We start from the raw sequence: 25,771 nt of genomic DNA, 5'->3' as shown, positions 1-25,771 counted from the left end.
GATTCGGCCGGGACGCCTCACGAGAATCCGCCGACGGTCTGCATTTCGTCGGCGCCGGGCGCCGTCAGGCGGATCATGTCGAGCGCGAGCGCGAGCCAGCCCTGGCTGGTTGCGTACTGCAGCGCTGCGTCGAAATCGGCGAGACGGCCCATGTTCTGGAACAGAAAGGCGGCCCTCGCCTCGCTCAGGCGCAGCGTCTGGCGCGCGCGGATTTTCCGCGCCTTGAAAATCGACAGCAGAGCCCGCGCATAGTCCTCGTCGGCCGGCAGTCTGGCCATCGCTACGCCTCCCGCGCGCGCGAACCCCTCGCCTCGTCACGAGGGTCAACCGTTCCGCAGCAACATGTCGGATTGAGGGCTCACCGCACGGCGACCTTCCACCGCGGCGGCCGCGCCGACGACCCGGAGCGATCCGGCTTGCCCTGTCGTAAGCGGCGCCCGCGCCGCTTTCCTCCCCGGCGAAGCGGAACGGACGGGACGTGGCGGAGCGAGGCCGCCTGGCGGCAGGTTGCAGTCGCCTTCGATCCGTTCCGCCGCAAAATGAATACTTCTTGCCAGTTCGGCGCCGCGCGTTACTCTCCCCCGACACGTTCGACCGGCCGGGGACCATGCGTCGACAATGACAAAGAGGGCGTCGCCGACGTCGATCGGCGTCTCTGCGCGGCGTGTGGTGGCGGCCCTTTCGGCGCGCGGCGTCGACCCGAACGCCGTACTTCGCCGGGCGGGGCTCTGTCTGGAGGATGTGTCGGACACTGACCGACGCCTGTCGGCGCGGGCCGAGAACGCGCTCATCGAATTGGCCGCCGAGGCGACGGACGAGCCTCTGTTCGGTCTCCGGCTCACCGAAGAGTCGGTCTTTCGCGAGACCGGACTGATCTTCTACATGCTGAAGGCGTCGGCGACCCTCGGGTCCGCGATCGCGCTTTACGCGCGCTACATCCCGATCGCGAACGCCGGCCGCGTCTTGGAAGCGGCGCTTCCCGCGGAGGGCCCCGGCACGGTCGTCTTCCACTACGTCGGGGCGCCGAGACCGAGTCTCCGGCACACCGTCGAATATCACATGACAGCGTTCGTCAAATACATGCGCGACGTCGCCGGGCCGCAGGTGAGCCCTTCCTGCGTGACGGTTTCGCACGCCCGAAGCGGACCGATTGATCCTTTCGAGCGTTTTTTTCGCTGCCCGGTCGCGTTCGGCGGCGAGGCGGACCGGCTCGTGTTCGACCGCGCCACGCTGGACACGCCCACGCTCGAAGGCGACCCGGCCTTGCTGGAGCTCCTTTGCGGCTATGCGGACAAGGCGATGACCCGGCTCGGCGGAGCGAAAGAATCGTTCCGCGCAGCCGTCGAGACCGAGGTTCATCGCAAGCTACCGCACGGCGGCGCGTCGATCGACGAGGTCGCGCGCGCGCTCAACATCGGGACCCGGTCGCTGATCCGCCGTCTGTCGGAAGAGGGAACCTCGTTTTCAGAGGTCAGGGACACGTTGCGCCGTTCGCTCGCGCTCGCGTACCTCAAGAACGAGCAGCTCAGTCTGTGCCAGATCGCCTGGCTCCTCGGCTATAGCGAGATCGGCGCTTTCAGCACCGGGTTCCGGCGCTGGTTTGCAACGACCCCCGGCGCGGCGCGTGACGACGCCGACCTCCTGGCGCGGCTCGACCGCCCCGGGCGACCGCCGGCGGCGGCAAGCTGACGGGGGGACCGGCGCGCGGACCCGGCCGGCTAGAGGCCATTATCCGTCGGCGCGGGCTTCACCGGGATCGGGCCGCTCGCGACCGGCTTGCCCGCCGCCCTTTCCAGCCGGGGTTTCAGCGCCCCGACGACGCGCTCGGTCTCCGACGTCCAGCCGGGGGGCGCCGGTTCGGTCGGGCCGCTGCCCGCTCCCCCGCCCGTCATATGCACGATTCTGTAGCCCTCCGCCTTCAGCCGCGCGAGCAGCATCGGCACCATCGCCGCGGTCCAGGGATGGTTGTCGTGCAGGAGCAGCATCCCCTTGTGATGGGTCCTGGCCAGCCGGCCCATCACCAGCTTCAGCTCCTCGTCCGGCGTCATCTTGATCCAGTCGGACGCCCACAGGTCGACGCCGAACACGCCGACGTCGTTGGCGGCGAGCCATGCGTTGAGTTCGGGCGTGTCGGCGAAGCCGGGATAGCGGAAGAACGGCGCCTCGGGCGCGAGGTCGCGCGGCTCGGCGCCGGCGACGTCGCGCCCGTAGGCCGCCTTCTCGACCGCGATCATGCCCCTGAGGATGTCCTGGCGCGCCGCGGCGTCGCCGCCAGGCAGGTAGCGCAGCGTCGGCTGCGGATGCGACCAGGTGTGGAAGGCGACCGTGTGCCCGTCGAGAACCTCGCGCCGGGCCAGCCCGGGCAGCGCTTCGGCGTTGCGGCCGATCTCGAAGAACGTCGCCTTGACGCACTCGGCCGCGAGCGCGTCGAGGATTTTCGGCGTGCTCGCCGCGTCCGGGCCGTCGTCGAAGGTCAGGATCACCTCGTGGTCGCCGAGCGGAATCGTCTGCCGGTAGGTCTTGAGGCCGACCTCGAGGCCCCCCTGCGTTCCGACCTTGACGATGCGCTCGACACCGAGCCTGTCCGGCCCGCATTCGGCCGCCGCGGCGCAGTTTGCAGCGAGTATGAGCGCGGTCAGCGCGCCTGCGATCCGCATTGACAAGTCCTGTCGCTTAAGGGAAAGCCGCTTCTTGCTATCGCGGACCGGCCGGGTCAAGCGCCCGCGCCGCCTGCGAGCAGCGTTTACCGGAGCGTTACCAAGATCGTTCTAGTTTACCCGCTTGAAAGTCGAGGGTTCGCCGGTCGCGGGCGAGACCCGGGCGGATAGGACACGGGTCGATGACGCTGGACGCCAGGACGTTGGTTTCACGAGGAATTGCGGGGGCCGTGCTGGCGCTGGCGGGACTGCTTTCCGGCTGCGGCGGCGGAACCGGGCCGGTCGACGTGGCGGTCCTCGACGGTCCGCAGCCGCATGATTATCCGGTCCACGGCATCGACGTCTCGAAATTCCAGGGCGAGATCGACTGGAACAAGGTCGCCGACAGCGGCGTGAAATTCGCCTGGATCAAGGCGACCGAGGGCGGCGATCACGCCGACGAGCGCTTCCAGGCCAACTGGGAAGGCGCCAAGGCCGCGGGCGTGCCGCGCGGCGCCTACCATTTCGTCTACTGGTGCCGGCCGCCGATGGAGGAGATGAGGTGGTTCGAGCAGAACGCGCCGGCCGATCCGGACGCCCTGCCGCCGGTGCTCGACGTCGAGGCGACCCCGACCTCCAAGACCTGCAAACGCCATCTCACCCAGGCCGAGGCGATCGGCGACATGCAGGTCATGCTCAACGAAATGGAGCGCCACTACGGCAAGCGGCCGGTGATCTACACCACGGTCGACTTCTACCAGGCGATCCTCGCCGACGGCGCGTTCTCCGATTATCCGATCTGGGTGCGCTCGACCAAGTACCACCCGTCGGTGAAATACGGCGGCCGCATCTGGCGGTTCTGGCAATACCAGTCGGACGCCTACGTGCCGGGAATCGGCGTCAAGGTCGACAAGGACGCCTTCTACGGCACGCAGGAGCAATGGGCGAAGTTCCTGCGCGAGCCGAACGTTCGCGCCCTCGATCCGCAGCCCGAGCCGCCGCCGCCGCCGCAGGTCCAGGAAGCCGCCGCCCCGGCGCCCGCGCCGGCCTACGCCGAAGCGCCGCCGTCGCAGCCCGCGCCGGAAATCCTGGCGCCGATGGACGCGCCCCCGGCGCCGATCGAGGCCGCGCAGGGCGACAGATAGCCGGCGGCCCGTTCGCGCGCGGGCGGCCGCTTTCGGGCGCGGAAGCGATTGCCCCAGCCCAGACCGACCGACCCGATCACGATCATGGCCCATGTCGGGGGCTCCGGGATCAGGGTGTAGGTTCCGAGCGGGGCGACCTCATAGGCAAAGCCGAAGCCCTGGTTTAGCTTGCTGCCGGTCAGGACGAGCGAGACGTCGACGAACGCCTGCCCTCCGCCCGCGAGCCGAAGACCGTTCGAGGCGAAGAACGCCTGCGCCTCGCTCAGCCGGGAAAAATCGTACGTGTAGACGTCGCCGCCGACGTCGACCTGCAACGTCAGGCTATCGAAACCGGTCCCTGAAACGTCGTTCGTCAGAAGCGTGAGGTCGAGGCCGGTCAGGTGAAAGACCTGGTCCTTGCTGACGAAGTCGAAATCGCCCGAGACGGAATAGCCGAGGGTCTTGCCGGAGCCGCCGTAGCCCGCCGACATCGCGCCGAAGCCGTCGGCCGATCCGGCGCCCGGCGAGAGACTGATCGCCGACGCGGCCCGGCCGGCGACGATGGGACGGAGATCGACCGGTCCGGACGCGACGCCGGCGACGGCGGCGGATGTCGCGGCGCCGGCCGCCGGGGACTCGCCCTCGGCCGTCGCCGATCCGCCCCACGCCTGAACCGTGCTCAGGGCGGATGCGGCGCCGGAACCGGCGTCGGTCAGCGTCGCTTGCGCCGCGGCGCTTCCTGCGCCGGCGGTCCGCGTGTAGCCACCCGTGGCGCTGGCGGTCGCTTGCCCGGCGCCGCCGTTCGCCGACACGGACGCCGACGCGTCTGCGTCGCCGCCGAGGCCCCAGCTGTGGCCCGAAACCTTGAACCCCGCGTCGCCGGCGACGGCCGTCGCCGTGCCGGCGACCTGCGAGGCCGTCGTCGACGCGGCGTCGAGGATGGCGCTCGCCAGGCCGCCGGCGCCGGCGGCGCCGGTGTTCGTCGAGCCGCCGGCGCCGCCGGTGGCGGTGATCGTGACGGTCAGAGCCGACGATCGTCCGTCATTCACCGCGAGGCTCGAGGACGCGGCTCCGCCCGCGCCGGCGACGCCCGAGGGCGCGCCGCCGAAGGTCGATCCGCCGGCCCCGCCGCCGGCGGTCTGCGTGAGCGACAGCGATCCCGATGTCGTTCCCGTCACGGCGTTCGTGAGGCTCTCCGACGCGCCCGCGCCGCCGGCCGCGCCATAGCCGCCCGCGCCGCCGTCGCCGCCCTGGACGCTGGCCCGATAGGCCGCCTGGCCGTTGATCACGGCGCCGGCCGCCGTCGCCGTCGCCGTCCCGCCCGCGCCGCCGACGCCCGCGCCGGCCGCCGCGCCGCCCGACCCGCCGACCGCGGATGAAAATGCGTAGGTGTAGTAGACGTCGTTCGAACCGGTCGTCGTCGACACGGCGTTCGCCGAAGCGTTTCCGCCTGCGCCGCCCGATCCGTCGTGCGACGCGCCGCCGTTTCCTCCCTGAGCGGTCACATCCGCCGAGGTTCCGTAAAGGGAATTGTCAATCGACGTGTGGACCACGGCGGAAGCCGCCGCCTGCCCGCCGTCCAGCGCCGTGCCCGACTCCACGCCGCCGCCGTTCCCGCCGGTCGCGGCGCTTCCTCCGAAGGCAGAGATGCCGACGCCGGTCAATACGGTCGTCGCCTGTGCCGAGCCGGCCGCTCCCGCCAACGCGGCGCCGCCGTCGGTGGAGCCGCCATTGCCGCCCTGCGCCACGGTCGAGGCGCTGATCCCGCTCTGGGTTCCCCCCGTCACGGTGATCGTCGACGAGGCCGCGCCGCCCGCGCCGGCGTGTCCCGCCGAGGCGCCGCCGGTGGTCGAGCCGCCGGCGCCGCCGGCCGCGGTCTGGCTGAATTGCTCGCCGCCGGTCGTCGACCCGGACACGACATTGTCGAGCGACACCGCCGCGCCCGCGCCCCCGTCGGCGCCCAACGCGCCCGCGCCGCCGTCGCCGCCGGTCAGGGCGGCGACGCCGTCGAGGAAGCCGCCGGAGGACGAAGAGCCCGTCGCCGAGACGCTCCCGCCGCCGCCGGCGCCGCCGGCGCCGCCCTTGAAGGCCGCCGCGCCGCCGGCGCCTCCAATGCCCGTGGCCTGGCTGTAGACGTCGAAGCCGCCCGACACCGAGCTCGTGGCGTGGACCGCGCCGCCGGCGCCCCCGGCGGCGCCCGCCCCGCCCGCGCCCGCGGGTCCGGCGGCGCCGCCGGACCCGCCTACCGAATAAGCGCCCGCATCCGCCCCGTCGATCGGCCCGGCCTGCGCCGACGAGACCGCCGCCCCGCCAGCCCCTCCGGCCCCGGCGTTGCCGCCGGCGGCGCCGGCGCCGCCCATGCCGCCAGCGCCGCCGTAAGCCTCCGCGTAATTGGTGTCGTACCCGCCCTCGGCATTGAGCGCGGTCGCCGGCTCTCCCGCTCCGCCGGAGCCGCCGGACGCGCCCGGCGCCGCTCCGTCCGGCCCCGTCTGGCCGGGCGCGCCGTGGACCTCGACAATATTCTGGGCGCGCGCCGGCCCGACCCACGCCTGCGCAACGGCCATCGCCGCGCAAGCGGCCAGGACGTGGACGGCAGGACATCGCAGGTCGCATGGGGTCATCGCCGTCCTCCCCGAATTCGCCGCGTTGCGGTCAGACGTCGGTCAGAATATGGAGAGATTGTCTCACCTGAAATGCGTCAAAATCGCGTCAAATCGTTCCCAAGTTCTCTCTGAAATGCTAAAAAAGGCATTGTCATTCAAATCATAATTGTGACTGTCAACAAACGACCGGACGATTGACATCGTTCCATTGGCGCTTCGACGGCATCGAGGGAGGCGATTGCTTTCGCAACGGCTCGGTCGATCTCGCGCGTGGGTTCAGGGCGTTCACAATCGACGTCGATCGGCGCGGCGATCCGGGCGCAAACGAGGGCCGGGGGCGGGCTTCGGCGGCAAAGTCCGGATGGGCTCGGCGATCCCGATCGCCGCCGCATGAGCGTAATCCGGCCCGCTTCGCCGCCCGTGATCGCCACACCTTTTGCGTAATCGGCCGGCAATCTCGCAACCCACGGGCGCCGTCACGGTCGGCGTCGATCACGGTTCGGCGCCGCGGGCGAAAGCCCCGCGGCCGTAGCGCCTGTCGAGACATTCGGAGTGAAAGAATGGCGATCGAGAAGCGAACCTATGCGGACGCCGGGCGGGCCAAAGCGGCGATCGACGAGCTGTCTTCCAGCGGTTTCGGCGAGGTGCAGGCCTCGTTCGACCCGGGTCGCGTCACCGTCTCGGTCGACCCGCCGTTCGGCCAGGGGGCCAAGGCGGCGCGCATTCTCGACAGCCATGGGCCGTCGAAGGATCTGGGGGCGCAGGAGGACAGCGGCCCGCTCGGGGCGCGGCCCAGAAGTCAGGACCCGGCCACGCCGCTGTCGAATTGGCTCGGGCTGCCCGTCCTCCTGCACGGCCTGTCGCCGCTGGCGCCGAAAGCCCTGATCGCTGATCCGGCGCCGCTTTCGACCTGGCTCGGCTGGCCGACGCTCGGGGTCGGCCCGGCCCGTCCGGTCGAACCCGCCGCCGCGCGCCCGCCAGGCGACGAAAAGGCCCCCGCGTCGACGCCCGAAGCCGCGGCCGCCCCGCCGACGGTCGCCGAGACGCCCGCCGCGCCGGTCGTCGAGAAGGAGCGGCCGTCCCGGGAAAAGCGACAGCCCGACTCTCCCTGAACGGGCGCCTGCGGGACGGCCCCGAGCCGCCGCGCAGACGGCGAGGCCGGCTGTTCGGAAGAGGCGCGCGGGCCTTCTCGCCACGAGCGGGATGCGCGGCTGTCGAAGTCGGCAGGGAGGCGACGCCGGCCACGCGCCATCGCGCCGGAACACAGGTTCGCAGTGTGCTCAAAATTCATTTGACAGTCATCGTGAAGAGGAGAAGACTGTCATCAAGTCGTCGCGAGGGCTTTGGTCCGGAGAGGCGACGATCCTGAGCCGGGGCTGAAGAGCACGGCAGAAAGTGGGGTGAGCTTGACTCCACCGGGCATGAAGAGCCGACTTCGGCGTCGCTGAAGTCGAGGCGTTTCGGAGCTCCATATGCCAGAGCAAAGAGCGCTTTCAACATCGATGACAATCAGGATCGACGACGAACGCGAAGGCCAAGCGTAAAATCGCCGACAAGAGCATCTGCAGCATCTCAGAAGGGTTCGCAAAGTCGACCCAAGGCCCCGCTCCGCCTGACGGCGTCGGGGCCGTTGCTGTCGCGAGGGGCGCTGATCGGGGGCGGCCGGGAGATTCAACACAAAGGACACCAAGAACCACGAAGGCTTCGTGGCCCTTCGTGTCCTTCGTGGTGAACGCGCACCGTTGACGGACGACGCGATCCGTGCGCTGAAGTCCCGGCCGCACGAAAAGCAGACGAGCGCCCCCTTGAACGCCGAGACCCCCAGCCCCTCCCTCTACCTCCGCATCGGCGGCGCGGCTGCGCTCGAAGGCTTCGTCGCGCGCTTCTATGAAGCGATGGAGAGCGATCCGGCGGTCGCGCGCATCTGGGACCTGCACCCGGCGGACCTCGACGACCTGAAGCGCAGGCTGGTCGCTTTTCTGAGCGGTTTCGTCGGCGGGCCGCCGCTCTATCCCGAGCTTTACGGGCCGCCGTTCATGCGCGCCCGCCATCTGCACGTGCCGATCGCAACCGATGAGCGCGACATGTGGCTCAAATGCGCGGGCGCGGCGCTCGACCAGACCATCGTCGACCCCGTCGCCCGCGCCGAGTTCGGGGCGAAACTCGCGGCCTTCGCCAACCACATGCGCAATCGCAACGACATCGACCCGGGCGCGGACCGGCGCGAATCGGCCGGCGACGGCGCCTGAGGCCGGTCACCGTGCGCAGGCGCCTCGCCCCTCGTCCGGCGCCATGCGGGGCGACGCCCGACGCGCGATCGGCGATGACCATGGCGTTGGCCAGTTCCCCGACCCGACGGAGCGCGCTCGCGATCGCCGCCGCGCTCGCCTGCGCGCTCGCGGCCTGCGACGCGCCGAAACCGGCGGCGGTTCAGCCCGAGGCTCGTCCAGCCGTCAAGATCGCCGCCGTCACCGTCGATACGTCGGCGCTGGCGGCGCTGAACGCGAGCCCGGTCGCGGCCTGGGTCCAGTCCGCCCTGCCCGGCCGGATCGCCCATGCGTTCGAGGCCGAGATGGCGCCCGGCGATCCCGGCGGCGCGACGCTCGCAGTTCGGATCTCCTCGGTCGTCCTCGGCATGGTCGGCGCCGGGGGCGGCGCGATCGACGGGATGACGGGCGAGGCGACTTTGAGCGGCGGCGGCGCGGAGGCGAAGACCGCGAGCCTCACCGCGACGCTCCCCTACACCGCCTCGAAGGCCGACCTGTCGTTGGGCCAGTTGGAGCAGCCAGCGCTCGAGCGCCGCGTCGATGCGCTTGCGCGCGCCTTCGCCGACTGGCTGCCGGTCAAGTTGGCGGCGGGAGCGAGCAGCGAATAGCGAGTATTCTACTTCCGTTCGCAACGCCTGCGGCGGTTGTGCGCGAGGAACGGGACAGGGGACGCCCTGGGAGGGGGCGGGCGGCGCCCCGCCGCGCGGACGCGCGGGCCGCGCGCCCTCCTGTTGAAGACCGCGCCGGCCGCTGCCACGCCCCGCTCGGCAGTCACCTCTCTTCGCTGTAACCGGGGCGGATGCCGGGGCGTCGTTGTCGACGCGGCCGCTCGCCGCGCGCCGAGCGCGGCGACAAGAAACGCCGGCGCCCGGTCACTCTTCGTCTCCTCGCCAGTCGCTCAGAAATGCTTCATCTCGATCCGGTATTTCCTCAAGGCGTAGCCGATCTGGCGCGGGGTGATGTTGAGGATGCGGGCGGCCTTGGCCTGGACCCAGCCGGCGCGCTCCATGGCGTCGAGCAGGCGCTCCTTCTCGGTGAGCCGCGAGGCGATCGCCGGACAGTCGCCGGAATCGGCGTGCTCGCAGGCCCGGGCGGCCGTCTCGTCGGGAAAATCGTCCTCATCGTCGGGCGCCGGAGCCGGCGTCGGCGCAGGCGGCGGAGCGGCGGCGGGCCGCGGCCGCTCGTAGGCGGGGGCCGCGATCGTGCGCCCGCTGGCGAGCTCGGCGATCGGATCGACCGGCCCGTGCCGGCCGCCGGTCCACAGTTGCGACGACAGGCACTCGCCGGCGGTGCAGGACAGGTCCTCCCGGCCGACCACGTCGCCGCGCGCCAGCGTCGCGGCGCGGCGGACGCAGTTTTCCAGCTCGCGGACGTTGCCCGGGAACGAGCAGCGCTTGAGCAGGTCCATGCCGCTCTGGTTGATCGACACCTTGCGCCCGTTCTCGGCGTTGAACCGCTCGACGAAGGAGCGCGCGAGCAGCCCGATGTCGCCCGGCCGCTCGCGCAGAGGCGGCAGCAGGATCGGGATCACGTTGATCCGATAGTAGAGATCGGCGCGGAACTCGCCCTTCGCCACCGCCTGCTCGAGGTTCTTGTTGGTCGCGCAGATCAGGCGCACGTCGACCTTCAGGGTGCGGTTGCCGCCGACGCGCTCGAACTCGCCCTCCTGCAGCACGCGCAGGAGTTTCGCCTGGAAGGAGGCCGAAATCTCGCCGATCTCGTCGAGCAGCAGGGTGCCGCCGTGGGCGAGTTCGAAACGCCCGGCGCGCTGGCCGACGGCGCCGGTGAACGAGCCCTTCTCGTGGCCGAACAGCTCCGATTCGAGCACGCTTTCGGGCAGCGCCGCGCAATTGAGCTTGATGAACGCCTTCGCCTTGCGCGGCGACAGTTCGTGGATGGCGCGGGCGAACAATTCCTTGCCGGTGCCGCTCTCGCCGCGCAGGAGCACGGTCGTGTTGGTCCTGGCGACCACCGCGATCGTCTCCATGACCTTGCGGATCGCCGGGCTCTCGCCGACGATGCCGCTGAGTTTCGGCAGCGGCGCCCGGGTCTCCGCCAGTTGCTCGGCGAGCGCCTTCTCCAGCGTGCGCCGCTCGTCGAGGAACCGCTTGCGCTCGGCCGCCAGCATGCGGTGCAGCCGCACCGTCTGGCCGACGAGGTTGGCCACCATCCTGAGGAAGCTCAGGTCGGCGTCGAAGCCGCCGGCGTTCTCCTCGTCCCAGGCGCGCATGATCGACAGCGTGCCGATCACCTTCTCGTCGGACTTGATCGGAACGCCGAGGAAGGTCGATCTGGCGCCGATGCGGCGCGCGATCAGCCCGGCGGCGCGCGCGAACAGCGGATCGTGGGCGACGTCCTCCGCGACCACCGGGGTCGCCGTCGCCACGAGGCGGTCGATGACGGCGCTCGGCAGGGTCTCGATCGGTTTGCCGTTTGCTTCGCTCGCCCAGCCGGCGGTAGCGATGATCTCAGGCTCGCCGTCGCCGTCGAGGATCACGATCATCCCGAGCCGCATGTCGAGGAAGCTCGTGAGCACGTTGATCACGTTGCCGAGCATCTGGTCGAGGCGCGCCGCCCCGTTCAGGATCTTGGAGATCTCATAGAGCCCCTTGAGGGCGATGTCGGGCGACGGCCTGCGCCGACGGATGAAGTTCGCGGACCCGGATATCGCTCCGGGAGGCATGATGACAGTCACAGCAAGCTCCTTTGTCCGCCCCGTTCCAGACGGAAGAGTCCGATCGCTGTTTGCTGGGAGAAATCTGCCACAGCGTCACGTTTCTGTCGTGCGCAAACATCCGGCGCCGAAACTCGCGTTCTGCTCAATTCGAATTCATCTTGACCAGCGGAAAAATCGGATCTTCCCGCGGCGAACCTGCTCGAATGCTTCGCCGGAGCGGCATCGGACGGCGCCGTGTTGCGGATTTTGGCGCGGAAAGTTCCCCGACCGCGCGCCCAGCGGCCGCCGACCCCACGGGCTCTCGCCAAGACGGCTGCGTTCGGCGCCTCACAATTGTGCAGCGCAACACGGACGAGCGACGCCCCGCGCGAGCGAATCGCCTCGCTACCCCCCCGACGAACGTAGGGCTGTTGAAAACGGGAGCGCGCTGTCGATACTCCGCCGCCAGCCGAGGAAGAGCGACACAAGCGTCGCCGGGCGGGCACGGGAGGAGCGGCTTGGGGTCGGCGCGCGAACGAGGCGTTGCGGGCGATACGTTCGCAAAGCTCCTGCGGGGGCATGCCTCCGCGCGCGGCGGCCGCGCGGCCTTCCGGCACAAGGATCTCGGCCTCTGGCAGACGTGGACCTGGGCGCAAGTCTACGACGAGACGCGCGCGCTGGCGGCTGGGCTCCTCGCGCTCGGGCTCGAGCGCGGCGAGACGCTGGCGATCGTCGGCGCCAACCGACCGAGACTCTACTGGTCGATCACGGCGGCGCAGATGGTCGGCGCGATCCCGGCGCCCTTCTACGCCGACGCCGTCGCCGACGAACTCGCGACGCTGCTCGACCATTCGCGAGCCTCCGTCGTCGTCGCGCAGGATCAGGAACAGGTCGACAAGATTCTGTCGACCCGCGATCGCCTGCCCGGCGTCCGGCGCATTCTCTACGACGAGCCGCGCGGCCTCGACGGCGCCGACGAGCCCGGTCTCGCCCCGCTCGAAGCCGTGATGGCAAAAGGCCGCGCGGCGCTCCGGGACGGCGCAATTGCATCCGACCTCGACCGGCGCATCGACGAAGGCCGGGGCTCGGACCCCTCGGTCATTCTCTATACCTCCGGCACCACGGGGCGCTCGAAGGGCGTGGTGCTGACGGCCGAGCGCTGCATCGCCGCGGCGCGCGACACCGTCGCCTTCGATCGACTCACCGACCGCGACGAGGTGCTGGCCTATCTGCCGCTCGCCTGGGTCGGCGACCACTACCTCAACTACGCGCAAGGCTACGTCGCGGGCTTCTGCATGGCCTGCCCGGAAAGCGCCGACACCGCGGAGAACGACCTGCGCGAGATCGGCCCGACTTTCCACTTCGCCCCGCCCCGTGTGTTCGAAGCGCTGTTGACCCGGGTGCAGATCCGAATGGAGGACGCAGGCGCGGTCAAGAAGTGGCTCTACCGCCGTTTCATGGACGTGGCGAAGCGTTGGGGCGAAGCAATCGCCAACGGCGAAAACGTCCCGGTTTTCGCACGGCTCGCCTACGCCTTCGGCGACCTCGTCATCTACGCGCCGCTCAAGAACGCGCTCGGCTTCTCGCGCATCCGCGTCGCCTATACCGCGGGCGAGGCGATCGGCTCGGATCTGTTCGCCTTCTATCGCTCGATCGGGCTCAACCTGAAGCAGCTCTACGGCCAGACCGAGGCGTTTCTCTACGTCACCGCGCAGGCCGACGGGGCGGTGCGCTCGGACGCGGTCGGGCCGCCCGCGCCGCATGTCGAGCTGCGCATCGCGCCCGACGGCGAAGTGCAGTTCAAGTCGCCGGGGCAGTTCGTCGGCTACTTCCGCGAGCCCGACAAGACCGCCGAGGCGCTGACCGAGGACGGCTGGGTCAGGACGGGCGACGCCGGCTTCTTCGAGCCGGACGGCCAGCTCAAGATCGTCGACCGGGCCAGGGACGTCGGCCGGCTCGCCGGCGGGCAGTTGTTCGCGCCGAAATACATCGAGAACAAGCTGAAGTTCTTCCCCAACATCCGCGAGGCGGTGGCGATCGGCGACGGGCGCGACTTCGTCGCCGCGATGATCAACATCGAGCTCGCCTCGGTCGGAAACTGGGCCGAGCGCAACGCCATCGCCTACGCCTCGTACCAGGAGCTCGCCGCCCATCCGCGTGTCGCCGCGATGATCGAGGCGCATGTCGACGCGGTGAACCTGGCGCTGAGCCGCGAGCCGATGATGGCCGGCGCGCAGATCCGGCGCTTCCTGATCCTGCCCAAGGAGCTCGACGCCGACGACGGCGAGCTGACCCGGACGCAGAAGGTGCGCCGCCGCTTCATCGCCGAGCGCTACGCGCCGCTGATCGACGGCCTCTACGCCGGCGCGACCGAAGCCTCGATCGCGGCCGAGATCACCTACGAGGACGGCCGCAAGGGCAAGCTCAGCGGGACCGCGCGCATCGTCGATGTCCTTCTCCACCCGAAGGGCGCGCAGGCGCGCGCGGCATGATCGAGGCGTATGACGATATCCTGCTCGCCGTCGACGCCGTGTCGCTGTCGTTCGGCGGCGTGCGCGCGATCAGCGACGTGTCGTTCGACATCCGGCGCGGCGAGATCCGCGCCATCATCGGCCCGAACGGCGCCGGCAAGACGTCGATGCTCAACGTGGTCAACGGCTTCTATCACCCGCAAGAGGGCCGGATCACCTACCGGGGGCGCACCCGCGCCCGGATGAAGCCGCACGAGGCGGCGGTGCAGGGAATCGCCCGCACGTTCCAGAACGTCGCCCTGTTCAAGGGGATGACGACGCTCGACAACATCATGACCGGGCGCAGCCTCAAGATGCGGCGCGGCCTCGTCTGGCAGGCGCTGCGCCACGGCCCCGCGCTGGCCGAGGAGATCGCGCACCGGCGCGTGTGCGAGGAGATCATCGACTTCCTCGAGATCGAGCACATCCGGAAAACGCCGGTCGGCGCCCTGCCCTACGGCTTGCAGAAGCGGGTCGAACTCGGCCGGGCGCTGGCGATGGAGCCGACGCTGCTGCTGCTCGACGAGCCGATGGCGGGCATGAACCTCGAGGAGAAGGAGGACATGAGCCGCTTCATCGTCGAGGCCAGGCGCCTGCGCGGGCTGACCGTCGCCCTGATCGAGCACGACATCGGCGTGGTGATGGACCTCTCCGACCGCGTCCTCGTGCTCGAATACGGGCGCAAGATCGCCGACGGCGTCCCCGACGACGTCAAGACGGATCCGAGGGTGATCGCGGCGTATCTGGGCGTGGGGCGTTGAGGATGAATGCGACGAGCATGCCCGAGGTCGGGGTCGCGCTCTCCTTCCACTTCTCGGGGCTGCCGCATTCGCGCAAGGCGCGACGCGACCCCTTCCCCAGCTCTTGCTGGGGAAGGTGGCCCGAAGGGCCGGATGGGGTCCGGAAAGCAGGTCTCGGCCCGAGCAGGTTCGCGGCAAGGGCCGTGCAATCCGACACGCATCGGGCCGGCGGCCCCCACCCCATCCGGCCCTTCGGGCCACCTTCCCCGCTTTGCGGAGAAGGGGCGCGCGCGGCGCGCGCCACCCGACCCGGGCGCTGACCATGGACCTCCTCCACGCCGTCTTCGTCGACCCCGTCGCGCAGATGATCTCGGCCCCCGACCTGCTGGCGCAGACGGTGTGGGAGGGCTTCGTCGCCGGCGTCCTCTATGCGCTGATCGCGCTCGGCTTCGTGCTCATCTACAAGGCCTCGGGCGTGTTCAACTTCGCGCAAGGGATCATGATGGTGTTCGCGGCGCTGACGCTGGTCGGCCTCGCGGAAAAGGGCGTGCCGGCGTGGATCGCCCTCGGCCTGACGATCGCGGTCATGTACGGCCTCGCGGTCGGCGTCGAGCGGCTGGTGTTGCGGCCGCTGGTCAACCAGCCCGACATCATCCTGCTGATGGCGACGCTGGGCGTCACCTATTTTCTCATCGGCTTCGGCGAGCTCGTGTTCGGCGGCAATCCCAAGTCGATGATCACCAAGGAGCTGTTTCTGCCGAGCGGCGCGATCAACCTCGCCCTGTTCGGCGGCAGGGTGCAGTTGCAGAAGCTGGACATCGCGGCGGCCGCGATCGCGATTGTCATGGTCGCGGGCCTCGCCGTGTTCTTCCAGAAGACGCGCATCGGCCGGGCTTTGCGCGCCGTCGCCGACGACCATCAGGCGGCGCTTTCGGTCGGCGTCTCGCTCGACCAGATCTGGGTCATCGTCTGGTTCACCGCCGGCGTCGTCGCGCTCGCCACCGGGATCTTCTGGGGCGCGCGCTCGGACGTGTCGTTCGCGCTGCAGGTGGTGTCGCTGAAGGCGCTGCCGGTGCTGATCCTCGGCGGCCTGACCTCGGTGCCGGGCGCGATCGTCGGCGGGCTGATCATCGGCGTCGGCGAGAAGCTCGGCGAATTCTACTGGGGTCCGCTGCTGGGCGGCGGCATCGAGAGCTGGCTCGCCTACATCATCGCCCTCGTCTTTCTGTTGTTCCGCCCCCAGGGCCTGTTCGGGGAGAAGATCATTGAGCGGATCTGAGCCAATACCCATCCGTCATTGCGAGCGAAGCGAAGCAATCCACCCGCTGCGCGGACCGCTGGATTGCTTCGGCTTCGCCTCGCAATGACGGCATAGGCAGGAGAATCCTCGTGTTCTACCGCGAAGCCGGCCAGTACAAGACGACCTATGCCGCGGACATGGCGATCTTCCCGATCCGCCAGGACCGCTTCGGCGTCGCGCTGATCCTTTTCGTCGCCTTCGTCATCATTCCGGCGTTCGGCGGCCCGTTCTTCCTGAACACCATGATGATCCCGTTCCTGATCCTGTCGCTCGCCGGGATCGGGCTCAACCTGCTCACCGGCTACACCGACCTCCTGTCGCTCGGCACGGGCGCCTTCATGGGGGTCGGGGCCTACGCCTGCTACAAGCTCGAGACCGCGTTCCCGCAGGTGAACATCCTCGTCTGGATCGTCACGAGCGGCTTCGTCTCGGCGGCGGTCGGCGTCGCGTTCGGCCTGCCGAGCCTGCGCATCAAGGGCTTCTACCTGGCGGTGGCGACGCTGGCGGCGCAGTTCTTCCTCGAATGGTGTTTTTCCCGCGTGCCGTGGCTGGTCAACGACAATGATTCCGGCGCGATCGAAGTCCCGAACGCGACGCTGTTCGGCGTTTTCGTCACCGGCCCGAACGCGACGCCGACGACCCGCTACCTCGTGGCGCTCACCATCGTCGCGGCGCTCGCCTGGATCGCCTCCAACATCGTGCACGGCCGGATCGGGCGGATGTGGATGGCGGTGCGCGACATGGACATTGCGGCGCAGCTGATCGGCATCCGCCTGCTCAACGCAAAGCTCCTCGCCTTCGCGGTGTCGTCGTTCATCGTCGGCGTCGCCGGCGCGCTGATGGTGTTCCTGTGGCTCGGCGCCGCCGAACCCGCGGCGTTCAACATCGACCTGTCGTTCGAGATCTTGTTCATCGTCATCATCGGCGGCCTCGGCTCGATCGTGGGCGCCTTCTTCGGCGCGACGGTCATGCACCTGATGCCGATCGCGCTCCGGGCGCTGCCGCCGATGGTCGGCCTGCCGATCGAGGCCGCCCGGGTCGATCAGCTGACGACCATGATCACCGGAATCCTGATCGTCGTCTTCCTGATCGCCGAGCCGCACGGGCTCGCGCGGTTGTGGCGAACGGCGAAGCAGAAGCTGCGCGTCTGGCCGTTCCCATACTGATGAGCGCGCACAAAACCATGACAAAGCGGAGGAGACGCGAATGAAGAGAAGCCTGTTGAAGAGCCTCGTCGGCGGGATCGCCCTCGGCCTCGCCCTGCCGGCGGGCGCGGCGCTGGCCGACGACTCGATCTACGTCCCGCTGTTCACCTATCGAACCGGCCCGTTCGCGGGCTCGGGAACGCCGATCGCCGACGGCATGCACGACTATCTCGCCATGCTCAACGCGCGCGACGGCGGCATCGGCGGCGTCAAGCTCGTCGTCGACGAATGCGAGACCGGTTACGACACAAAGAAGGGCCTCGAGTGCTACGACTCGGTGAAGCCGAAGAACCCGGTGCTGGTCAATCCGTGGTCGACCGGCATCACCCTGTCGCTAATCCCGAAGGCCGCGGTCGACAAGATTCCGATCCTGTCGATGGCCTACGGACTCTCGGCCTCGGCCAAGGGCGACGTCTTCCCCTGGGTGTTCAACCCGCCCGCGACCTATTGGGACGGTCTCAGCGAGATCCTGAAGAGCGCCGGCGGCGGCTCGATCGAAGGGCTCAAAGGCAAGACCGTCGGCTACCTCTATTTCGACGCCGGCTTCGGCAAGGAGCCGATCCCGCTGTTCCAGACGCTGGCCAAGGAGATCGGGTTCAGCCTGAAGCTCTATCCGGTGGCCGCCGCCGACATGCAGAACCAGTCGTCGAAGTGGCTCGACATCCGCCGCGACAAGCCCGACCTTTTGGTCATGTACGGCTGGGGCGCGATGAATCCGACGGCGATCAAGGAAGCGGTCAAGGCCGAGTTCCCGATGGACAAGTTCATCTCGATCTGGTGGCCGAACGACGCGGACGTGGCCGCGGCCGGCGACGGCGCCAAGGGCTTCCGGGAGCTCAACTGGCACGCGACCGGCGCGAATTTCCCGGCGCTGGCCGACATCCAGAAGCTGGTGATCGGGACCGGCCAGAGCCAGACGCCGAAGGACGAAGTCGGCTCGGTGCTCTACAACCGCGGCGTCTACAATTCGGTGCTGATCGCCGAGGCGATCGCGCGGGCGCAAGCAATCACCGGCAAGAAGGCGGTCACCGGCGAAGACGTGCGCCGCGGGCTGGAAAATCTCGACCTCGACGCGGCGCGGTTCAAGGCGCTCGGCCTTGAAAACTTCGCCGGGCCGTTGAAGACCACCTGCCTCGACCATAACAGCCATTCGGCGACCTTCGTCCAGCAATGGGACGGCGCGAAATGGGTGAAGGCCAGCGACCCGATCGGCCCCGACACGGCGAGAGTCCGGCCGCTGCTCGACGAGGCGGCGGCGAACTACGCCCAGAAGAACGCCTGGCCGGTTCGCAGCGAGGTCTGCGACAACAAGTGAGCGCCCACGACCGGACCTCGGATTCTACCCTTCCCCAACGAATGTTGGGGAAGGTGCGCTTCATCGACGCTGGGCGGATTGCTCAACCATCGCCGTCTGCTTGTCGCCAATGGAGGCCTGCTTTCCGCACCCCATCCGGCCCTGACGGGCCACCTTCCCCAGCAAGCTGGGGAAGGGAAGGCGCCCGCGAACCGCCCTCGCTGGCGCGCACCCACGAAGGGCGCCCTTCGCCGTGACCAAGACCGCACCGTTCCCCTCCCCCACCCCGATCCTCGAGGTGCAGAACATCGAGGTGATCTACAATTCCATCGCGCTCGTCCTGAAGGGCGTGTCGCTCACCGTGCCGCAAGGCGGCATCGTGGCGCTGCTCGGCGCCAACGGCGCCGGCAAGACCACGACGCTGAAGGCGATCTCGAACCTCCTGCGGGCCGAGCGCGGCGAGGTGACCAAGGGCGCGATTCTGTTCGAGGGCGAGCGGGTCGAGCGGCTGTCGGCCAACGATCTCGTGCGCCGCGGCGCCATCCAGGTGATGGAGGGCCGGCACTGTTTCGCCCACCTGACGATCGAGGAGAACCTGCTCACCGGCGCCTTCACCCGCCGCGATGGCCGCACGGCGATCCGGCGCGACCTCGAGGCGATCTACGCGCTCTTCCCGCGCCTGAAGGAGCGCCGGCAAACCCAGGCCGGATATGCGTCGGGCGGCGAGCAGCAGATGTGCGCCATCGGCCGGGCGATGATGTCGAAGCCGAAGCTCATTCTGCTCGACGAGCCGTCGATGGGGCTCGCGCCGCAGGTGGTCGAGGAGATTTTCGCCATCGTGAGGAGGCTCAACGAGCGCGAGGGCGTCTCCTTCCTGCTCGCCGAACAGAACACCAACATCGCGCTGCGCTACGCCAGCTTCGGCTATATACTCGAGACCGGCCGGGTGGTGCTCGACGGCGCGGCCGAGGCGCTCCGGACCAACGAGGACGTGCGCGAGTTCTATCTCGGCGTCGCCGGCGAGAACCGGCGCTCGTTCAAGACGGTGAAGAGCTACAAGCGCCGCAAGCGCTGGCTGGCGTGAGAGGATTGCCCATGAGCGACGTCGCCCGTTTCGAGCGCTTGCGCGACCGGCTCGGCGCGTTGCACGGCAGGAGTCCCGCGCTCGCCCGCCAGATCGGCGACGTCGACATTTCTTCGCTGCGCGCGCCGGCCGACCTGGCGGCGATTCCGGTGCTGCGCAAATCCGCGCTCGCCGACATGCAGCGCGCCGCGCCGCCGTTCGGCGCGCTGGCCGCCGCGCCGACCGACGCCTTCCTGCGCCTGTTCGCTTCGCCCGGCGGCATCTACGAGCCGGAGCAGGCGGGCGCCGACCCGTGGGGCGCGGCGAGAGCCTTCGCCGCCGCCGGCGTCGCGCGCGGCGACATCGTCGTCAACTGCTTCTCCTATCACCTGACGCCGGGCGGAAGAATCCTCGAAAGCGGCGCCATGGCGCTCGGCTGCCCGGTCATCCCGGCCGGGCCCGGCAACACCGAGCAACTGATCGCCGCGATCGCGCATCTCAGGCCGAGCGTCTACGCCGGGCCGCCCGACTTCCTCAAGATCGTGCTCGACAAGGCGCGGACGCTGAGGGCGGACGTCTCGTCGCTGACAAAGGCGCTCGTCTCCAGCGCGGCGCTGCCGCCGACGCTGCGCGCCGAGCTGGAAGGCGCCGGAATTCGCACCCGGCAGGCTTACGCCACCGCCGATCTCGGCGCGATCGCCTGGGAGACCGACGACACGAACGGAAACCTGATGCCGGGCCTCGCCGTCAACGACGACCTGATCGTGGAAATCGTGACGCCGGGGACCGACGACCCCGCCCCGGCCGGCAAGGTCGGCGAGGTGGTGGCGACGCGGCTCGTCGGCGACTATTCGCTGCTGCGCTTCGCGACCGGCGACCTCTCGCAATGGGCGGCGCCCGGACGGCTCAGGGGCTGGATGGGGCGCGCCGACCAGTCGACCAAGGTCAGGGGCCTGTTCGTCCATCCGGGCCAGGTGGTCGAGGCGGGAAAGCGCCACGCCGGACTCGGCGCGGTCCGCCTCGTCGTGACGAGGACGGGCGAACAGGACGCGATGACCCTGCATGCCGAGACGCCTGCCGCCAGCGACGCGCTCGCCGCCGCCGTCGCGGCGACGCTGCAGGCGCTGACCAAGCTGCGCGGCGAAGTGCGGCTGGTCGCGCCCGGCGCGCTGCCGAACGACGGGAAGATTATTTCCGACGAGCGGCCGGTGGAGTGAGGGGCGGAGACTGAGGCGAGACCCCGGAGCGACAGGCGCACGACTCGCGCCGCCGCCAGCGCCCGCCTCCCGCCCCCTCGCTCACACCGCGTCGGTCGCGAGCTCCCACACGTCCTTGCCGCGGCCGGCGAGCACGGCCTTGACGGAATAGAGCGCCATGCCGAACACCTGATCGGCCTCGAATTTCGGCGGCATCACGAGCTCCATCGGGTCCGTGACGACGTCGATCAGCGCCGGGCCAGGGGCGGCGATCCAGGCGCTGACCGCCGCCTCCAGGTCCTCGGCCTTCTCCACCCGCTGCGCCTGAAAACCGATCGCCCCGGCGACCCGGGCGAAGTCCGGGTTGTCGAGGTTCGTATAGGCGTCGAGCAGTCCGTCGCCCTTCATCTCCAGCTCGACGAAGCCGAGCTTGCCGTTGTTGACCACGGCGATCTTGATCGGGATTTTCTCCTGGACGGCCGTAATCAGGTCGCCCAGCAGCATCGTCAGGCCGCCGTCGCCGCTGAGCGAGATCACCTGCCGGTCCGGCGCCGCCTTCTTGGCGCCGAGCGCCTGCGGCATCGCGTTGGCCATCGTCCCGTGCGTCAGACTGATGATGGTGCGCCGCTTGCCGGTGGCGCGGGTGTGGCGCAGGACCCAGACGGTCGCGGTGCCGCCGTCGGCGGTGAAGATGGCGTCGTCGGCGGCGTGCCGGTCGATCAGGCGGGCGAGGTATTGCGGGTGGATCTTCCCGCCGCGCCCGATCGTCTCGCGCTCGTCGAGCGCCTGCATCGCCCTGGCGTGCCGATCGAGGCACTCGTCGAGGAAGGCCCTGTCCTGCCGCGCCGCGATTCGGGAGAGGAGGGCGTCGAGCGTCGCCTTCACGTCGCCGACGACGCCGACCTCGACCGGATGGCGGCGGCCGATGTGGGTCGGGTCGATGTCGACTTGCACGATCCGGGCCTGATCGGGATAGAACTGGCGCCAGGCGAAGTCGCAGCCGAGCAGCAGCAGCGTGTCGCACGTCGCCACGGTGTGACAGCCGCCCGCGTTGCCGAGCAGGCCGGTCATGCCGACGTTGAACGGGTTGTCGTATTCGACGAAGTCCTTGGCCCGCGAGGTGTGCGCGACCGGGGCCTTGAGACGGTCGGCCAGCGCGACGAGCGCGTCGTGGGCGTCCTCGCATCCCGAGCCGCCGTAGATCGCGACACGCTTCCCGCCATTCAGAATCTCGGCGATGCGGTCGAGTTCGTCATCGGACGGGCGGATGACCGGACGCGAGACGTGAACGGCGAAGCCGGGCTCGTCCGGCGCCTCGGCCTGCGACACGTCGACCGGCAGGATCAGCACCGCCACGCCGCGCTTCATCAGCGCCGCCTGCGCCGCCATCGCGGTCTTGCGCCGCGCCTGCGCGGGCGTGCGGATTTCCTCGCAGAAGACGCTGCACTGTTTGTAGATCGGCATGAAATCGACCTCCTGGGGAAAGTCGAAGCCGAGTTCGTCGCGCGTGACCTGGCTCGCGATCAGCACGACCGGCGCCCGGTTGCGGTGCGACTCGAACAGTCCGTTTACGAAATGCAGGCTGCCCGGTCCGCACGATCCCGCGCAGGCGACAAGATCGCCGGTGATCATCGAATCGGCGCCGGCCGCGAATCCACCGACCTCTTCGTGCCGCACGTGCACCCATTCGATCGGGCTGCGGCGGATGGCGTCGGTGACGTAATTCAGCGTGTCGCCCGGCACGCCCCAGCAGCGCTTGACGCCCGCCTCCTGCAGAATCTCGACGATGACATCCGCGACCCGCTTGCCCATTCCGCCTCTCCTGCTCTCGATCTCGAACGCCGCTCCGACGGCGCTCGCTTACCCGAACTCTGCGAGATGCTCCTCGCGCAACTGTTGAGACTCTTCCCGCTCGGGTTCTTCGGCAGCGTCTGCGCGATCACCACGCGCTTGGGGACCGTGAAGCCGGCAGGCGCCTTGTGCGCGTGCTCGAGCACGCGATCGGGATCGAGCGCGGCGCCGTCCTTCGGCGCGACCACCGCCACCACCGCCTCGACCCAGCGCGGATGCGGCACGTCGATCACCGCGACCTCGGACACGCCGCCGAGCCGGTAGATCGCCTCCTCGACCTCGCGGCTCGCGACGTTCTCGCCGCCAGTCTTGATCATGTCCTTCTTGCGGTCGACGACGCTGATGTAGCCCTCCTCGTCGATGGTCGCGAGATCGCCGGAGTGGAACCAGCCGCCGCGAAAGGCCTCGGCGGTGCGCGCTTCGTCGTTGTCATAGCCGGTCATCAGATCGGGCGAGCGGTAGACGATCTCGCCGATCTCGCCGGGCTTCACGTCGTGCAGGGAGTCGTCGACCACGCGGGTCGCGACGTTGAGCGCGGGCCGTCCGCAGGAGCCGGGCTTGCGCAGCTGGTCCTCGGGTCCCAGCAGGGTCGCGAGCGGGGCGATCTCGGTCTGGCCGTAGAGGTTGCACAGGCGGACGTTCGGCATCCGCCGCGCCATCTCGCGCATCACCTCGACCGGCATGATCGAGGCGGCGTAGTAGCCTTTCGTCAGGCTCGACAGGTCCGCCGCGTCGAAGCCCGGCGCACGCAACATCGAGATCCAGACCGTCGGCGGCGCGAAGAACGAGGTCGCGCGCTCGGTCTCGATCAGTCGGACGATGGTGTCGGGGACGGGCTTCGCCGTGACGATGTTGACCCCGCCGGCGTGGATCGAGGGCCCGAGGAACACGTCGAGTTGCGCGCAATGGTAGAGCGGCAGCGCGTGCACGGTCACGTCGTCGCCGCAGATGGCGGCGTCGACCATGCAGCTCACGTATTGCCAGAGGATCGCGTCGTGGGTGAGCCGCACGCCCTTGGGCCGCGAGTCGGCGCCGCTGGTGTAGACGATCTGCGCCACGTCGAAGCTGTCGGGCCCGTCGCCGGGCGGTTCGCCGCCCGCCTCGATCAGGGCGAGCGCATTGGTCATGCCTTCGGCGGGCGCCGTTCCGTCCTCGGACGGTAGCCACAGCAATTCGGCGACTGTCGGCGCGGCCGCGGCCGCCTTCGCCGCCACCTCGGCCATGCCACCGTCGCAGGCGAGCAGGCGCGCGCCGGAATGGTTCAGGACGAAGGCGACGTCGTCCGGCTGCAGCATGAAGTTGATCGGAACCATCACCGCGCCGAGGCGCATCAGCGCATAACGCACCGCGACGCGGTCGCCCCGCCCGATGCCGCGGCCCGCGAGCCCCGCCGCCAGCCGCTCGCAACGCGCGTGGAGTTCGCGGTAGCTCCAGCGGATCGCGCCGCAGGCCAGTCCGAGCCGCTCCGGAGCGCGCCACGCGCTGCGCCGAAGCGTGTCGGCGAGCGTCTGCCGCCGGAGAGCCGGATCCATGGCGCCTCCCCCCAAAAAAACCGCGCCCCTTCGCGGGCGCGTTCCTCTGCGACCGTAGGGCGCCCGGATGGCGGCGACAATAGGGGAGCGGCCGGCCCGCCCGGTCACGCGGCCGTCGGCGCCAGCGCGCGCGACAGGAACGCGCGGGCGGTCTGCAGACCTTTCGGCGACACCGAGTGCCCGAGGCCGGGAAAGACGTGCGCCTCGACCGGAAGGCCGGCGGCGCCGAGGATGCGCTCGGCGCGGACCGTCTCGGCGGCCGGAATCACGTCGTCGCCCTCGCCGTGGAGCAGGAGCGTGGGGACGCGCGCGGGATTCGGCCCGACTGGCCCGACCAGCCGTCCGGACGCGGCCACGACCGCGCCGACCGGCCAGCGGCCATCGACCAGCGCGTCGAGCGACAGGATCGCGCCCTGCGAGAAGCCGAACAGGGCGACCCGGCCGAGGCGGTCGCCGAAGCCCGCCCGCGCGATCTCATGGGCGACGACGCGGTCGAACCCCGCCCGCGCCGCCGCGACCCGCGCCGCCCGATTGTCGGCGTCGACGCCGACGATCGAAAACCATTGCCGGCCCATGCCGCCGCCGTCGAAGGAAAAGGGCGCGTCGGGCGCCACGAAGCGGGCGCCGGGCAGGAAGCCGGCGAGCGCCTCGCCGATCGGGATCATGTCGGCGCCGTCGGAGCCGACGCCGTGCAACAGGATGACCAGGCTGTCGGGCGCGGAAGGCATGCGGGTAGAGCTCCTTGGCGACTGTCCCCCGGGGCGGGAGAAGCCCTCGTCAGTGATAGCCGATGTCCGCCCGCACCTTGCCGCGGAACACCCAGTACGACCAGGCGGTGTAGAGGAGGACGACCGGCAGGAGAATCAGCACCCCGACCAGCAGGAAGGCCTGCGTCGATTCGGACGAGGCGGCCTGCCAAATCGTGTACTTGTACGGCACGATCATCGGGAACAGGCTGATCGCGAGGCCGAGATAGGACATTGCGAACAGGACGACCGCCCAAAGAAACGGCGCGGCCTCCGAACGGTCGTTGAGCGCCCGCCACTCGGCGAGCGCCACGAGCGCGGTCACGACCGGCACCGGCGCGAGATACGCCATGTTCGGCCACGTGAACCAGCGCGCCAGGATGTGGGGATCCATGGTCGGCGTCCACACGCTGACCGCGACGACGGCGATCAGCACGCCGACGAAGGCGTAGCGGCCGAGCCGGCGCGCCATGTCCTGAAGCGGTCCGGTCGTCTTGAGCACCAGCCACCCCGCGCCGAGCAGCGCGTAGCCGAACATCAGGGCGACGCCGGTGAGCAGCGAGAACGGCGTGAAGCAGTCGAACGAACCGCCGGAGAAATGGCGGCCGTCGACCGCGAACCCCTGGACGAAGGCGCCCAGCACCACCCCTTGCGCGAACGTGGCCAGCGCCGAGCCCCAGCAGAAAGCGTGATCCCAGAAGCCGCGATGCTCGGCGTCGCGAAAGCGGAACTCGAACGCGACGCCGCGGAACACCAGCGCGAGCAGCATCAGGATGATCGGGAAATACAGCGCCGGCAGGATGATGGCGAAGGCGAGCGGAAAGGCGGCCATCAGCGCGACGCCGCCGAGGATCAGCCAGGTCTCGTTGCCGTCCCAGACGGGAGCGATCGAGTTCATCGCCAGGTTGCGCGAGCGGAGGTCGGGCGCGAAGCCGTAGAGAATGCCGACGCCGAGGTCGAAGCCGTCGAGCAGCACGTAGAGAAAGACGCCGACGGCGAGCACCGCCGTCCAAATCGGGACGAGGTCGAGAACAAGGGCGCTCATCGG

The 25,771-nt window shown here is 69.7% G+C and carries 20 protein-coding genes; 12 read left to right on the top strand and 8 right to left on the bottom strand.

What is annotated here, in order from left to right:
• Positions 1-17: 17 nt before the first annotated feature.
• The gene (locus DFR50_RS07290) at positions 18-278 is read right to left on the bottom strand and encodes a hypothetical protein (protein ID WP_113888534.1); all 261 of its coding nucleotides are present in this window, start codon (positions 276-278) and stop codon (positions 18-20) included.
• 340 nt (positions 279-618) lie between these two features.
• Between DFR50_RS07290 and DFR50_RS07285 the strand changes: the two genes are divergently transcribed.
• Positions 619-1,689, top strand: a complete 1,071-nt coding sequence (locus DFR50_RS07285; protein WP_113888533.1) for an AraC family transcriptional regulator — start codon at positions 619-621, stop codon at positions 1,687-1,689.
• A gap of 29 nt (positions 1,690-1,718) precedes the next feature.
• On the opposite strand, the gene DFR50_RS07280 is transcribed toward DFR50_RS07285, so the two are convergent.
• Complete coding sequence (locus DFR50_RS07280; RefSeq protein ID WP_113888532.1) at positions 1,719-2,657, bottom strand: polysaccharide deacetylase family protein; 939 nt, start codon at positions 2,655-2,657, stop codon at positions 1,719-1,721.
• 182 nt (positions 2,658-2,839) lie between these two features.
• Between DFR50_RS07280 and DFR50_RS07275 the strand changes: the two genes are divergently transcribed.
• On the top strand, positions 2,840-3,781 hold the full coding sequence (locus DFR50_RS07275; RefSeq protein WP_210208829.1) for a glycoside hydrolase family 25 protein: 942 nt from the start codon (positions 2,840-2,842) through the stop codon (positions 3,779-3,781).
• On the opposite strand, the gene DFR50_RS32475 is transcribed toward DFR50_RS07275, so the two are convergent.
• Positions 3,685-6,381: a hypothetical protein gene (locus tag DFR50_RS32475; RefSeq protein WP_210208828.1), complete on the bottom strand. Its 2,697-nt coding sequence runs from the start codon at positions 6,379-6,381 to the stop codon at positions 3,685-3,687. The genes DFR50_RS07275 and DFR50_RS32475 overlap by 97 nt on opposite strands.
• Before the next feature lie 542 nt (positions 6,382-6,923).
• Between DFR50_RS32475 and DFR50_RS07255 the strand changes: the two genes are divergently transcribed.
• The 3 genes from DFR50_RS07255 to DFR50_RS07245 all read left to right on the top strand — a co-directional run bounded on the left by DFR50_RS07255 (position 6,924) and on the right by DFR50_RS07245 (position 9,238).
• Positions 6,924-7,475, top strand: coding sequence for a hypothetical protein (locus DFR50_RS07255; RefSeq protein ID WP_113888530.1), 552 nt, complete (start codon positions 6,924-6,926; stop codon positions 7,473-7,475).
• 693 nt (positions 7,476-8,168) lie between these two features.
• On the top strand, positions 8,169-8,612 hold the full coding sequence (locus DFR50_RS07250; protein WP_170153091.1) for a globin domain-containing protein: 444 nt from the start codon (positions 8,169-8,171) through the stop codon (positions 8,610-8,612).
• Between the two features lie 74 nt (positions 8,613-8,686).
• Positions 8,687-9,238: a hypothetical protein gene (locus DFR50_RS07245; RefSeq protein ID WP_113888528.1), complete on the top strand. Its 552-nt coding sequence runs from the start codon at positions 8,687-8,689 to the stop codon at positions 9,236-9,238.
• Positions 9,239-9,528: 290 nt separating this feature from the next.
• Here the strand turns inward: DFR50_RS07245 and nifA are convergent, their stop codons facing one another.
• Positions 9,529-11,313 (bottom strand): nif-specific transcriptional activator NifA, encoded by a 1,785-nt coding sequence (gene nifA, locus DFR50_RS07240; protein ID WP_113888527.1) that lies wholly within the window; start codon positions 11,311-11,313, stop codon positions 9,529-9,531.
• Positions 11,314-11,804: 491 nt separating this feature from the next.
• Between nifA and DFR50_RS07235 the strand changes: the two genes are divergently transcribed.
• From DFR50_RS07235 to DFR50_RS07200, 7 genes are all read left to right on the top strand, one after another.
• Positions 11,805-13,778, top strand: a complete 1,974-nt coding sequence (locus DFR50_RS07235; RefSeq protein ID WP_245427411.1) for an AMP-binding protein — start codon at positions 11,805-11,807, stop codon at positions 13,776-13,778.
• Complete coding sequence (locus DFR50_RS07230) at positions 13,775-14,557, top strand: ABC transporter ATP-binding protein (RefSeq protein ID WP_113888525.1); 783 nt, start codon at positions 13,775-13,777, stop codon at positions 14,555-14,557. The genes DFR50_RS07235 and DFR50_RS07230 overlap by 4 nt, the downstream gene beginning before the upstream one ends.
• 301 nt (positions 14,558-14,858) lie before the next feature.
• Positions 14,859-15,815 carry a branched-chain amino acid ABC transporter permease gene (locus tag DFR50_RS07225; RefSeq protein WP_113888524.1) on the top strand — a complete coding sequence of 319 codons (957 nt, stop codon included), beginning with the start codon at positions 14,859-14,861 and terminating at the stop codon, positions 15,813-15,815.
• A gap of 110 nt (positions 15,816-15,925) precedes the next feature.
• Entirely contained in the window at positions 15,926-17,002 is a 1,077-nt protein-coding gene (locus tag DFR50_RS07220; RefSeq protein ID WP_113888523.1) for a branched-chain amino acid ABC transporter permease, read from the top strand.
• A gap of 40 nt (positions 17,003-17,042) precedes the next feature.
• A complete protein-coding gene (locus DFR50_RS07215; RefSeq protein WP_113888522.1) occupies positions 17,043-18,356 on the top strand; it encodes an ABC transporter substrate-binding protein in 1,314 nt (437 codons plus the stop codon).
• Between the two features lie 232 nt (positions 18,357-18,588).
• Positions 18,589-19,419 (top strand): ABC transporter ATP-binding protein, encoded by an 831-nt coding sequence (locus DFR50_RS07205; protein ID WP_113888520.1) that lies wholly within the window; start codon positions 18,589-18,591, stop codon positions 19,417-19,419.
• 11 nt (positions 19,420-19,430) lie between these two features.
• Positions 19,431-20,615, top strand: a complete 1,185-nt coding sequence (locus DFR50_RS07200; RefSeq protein ID WP_113888519.1) for a phenylacetate--CoA ligase family protein — start codon at positions 19,431-19,433, stop codon at positions 20,613-20,615.
• Positions 20,616-20,696: 81 nt separating this feature from the next.
• On the opposite strand, the gene DFR50_RS07195 is transcribed toward DFR50_RS07200, so the two are convergent.
• The 4 genes from DFR50_RS07195 to cydB form a co-directional block, all read right to left on the bottom strand.
• The gene (locus DFR50_RS07195) at positions 20,697-22,406 is read right to left on the bottom strand and encodes a thiamine pyrophosphate-dependent enzyme (protein ID WP_113888518.1); all 1,710 of its coding nucleotides are present in this window, start codon (positions 22,404-22,406) and stop codon (positions 20,697-20,699) included.
• Positions 22,319-23,977 carry a fatty acyl-CoA synthetase gene (locus tag DFR50_RS07190; protein WP_113888517.1) on the bottom strand — a complete coding sequence of 553 codons (1,659 nt, stop codon included), beginning with the start codon at positions 23,975-23,977 and terminating at the stop codon, positions 22,319-22,321. Before DFR50_RS07190 ends, DFR50_RS07195 begins: the two co-directional genes overlap by 88 nt.
• 104 nt (positions 23,978-24,081) lie before the next feature.
• On the bottom strand, positions 24,082-24,705 hold the full coding sequence (locus tag DFR50_RS07185; RefSeq protein WP_113888516.1) for an alpha/beta hydrolase: 624 nt from the start codon (positions 24,703-24,705) through the stop codon (positions 24,082-24,084).
• 49 nt (positions 24,706-24,754) lie between these two features.
• Complete coding sequence (gene cydB, locus DFR50_RS07180) at positions 24,755-25,768, bottom strand: cytochrome d ubiquinol oxidase subunit II (protein WP_113888515.1); 1,014 nt, start codon at positions 25,766-25,768, stop codon at positions 24,755-24,757.
• Positions 25,769-25,771: the final 3 nt, after the last annotated feature.

This window comes from Roseiarcus fermentans, from assembly GCF_003315135.1.
Taxonomy (GTDB): domain Bacteria; phylum Pseudomonadota; class Alphaproteobacteria; order Rhizobiales; family Beijerinckiaceae; genus Roseiarcus; species Roseiarcus fermentans.
Note: the sequence above shows the minus strand (reverse complement) of the source record. Positions and strands in the feature narration are given on the sequence as shown.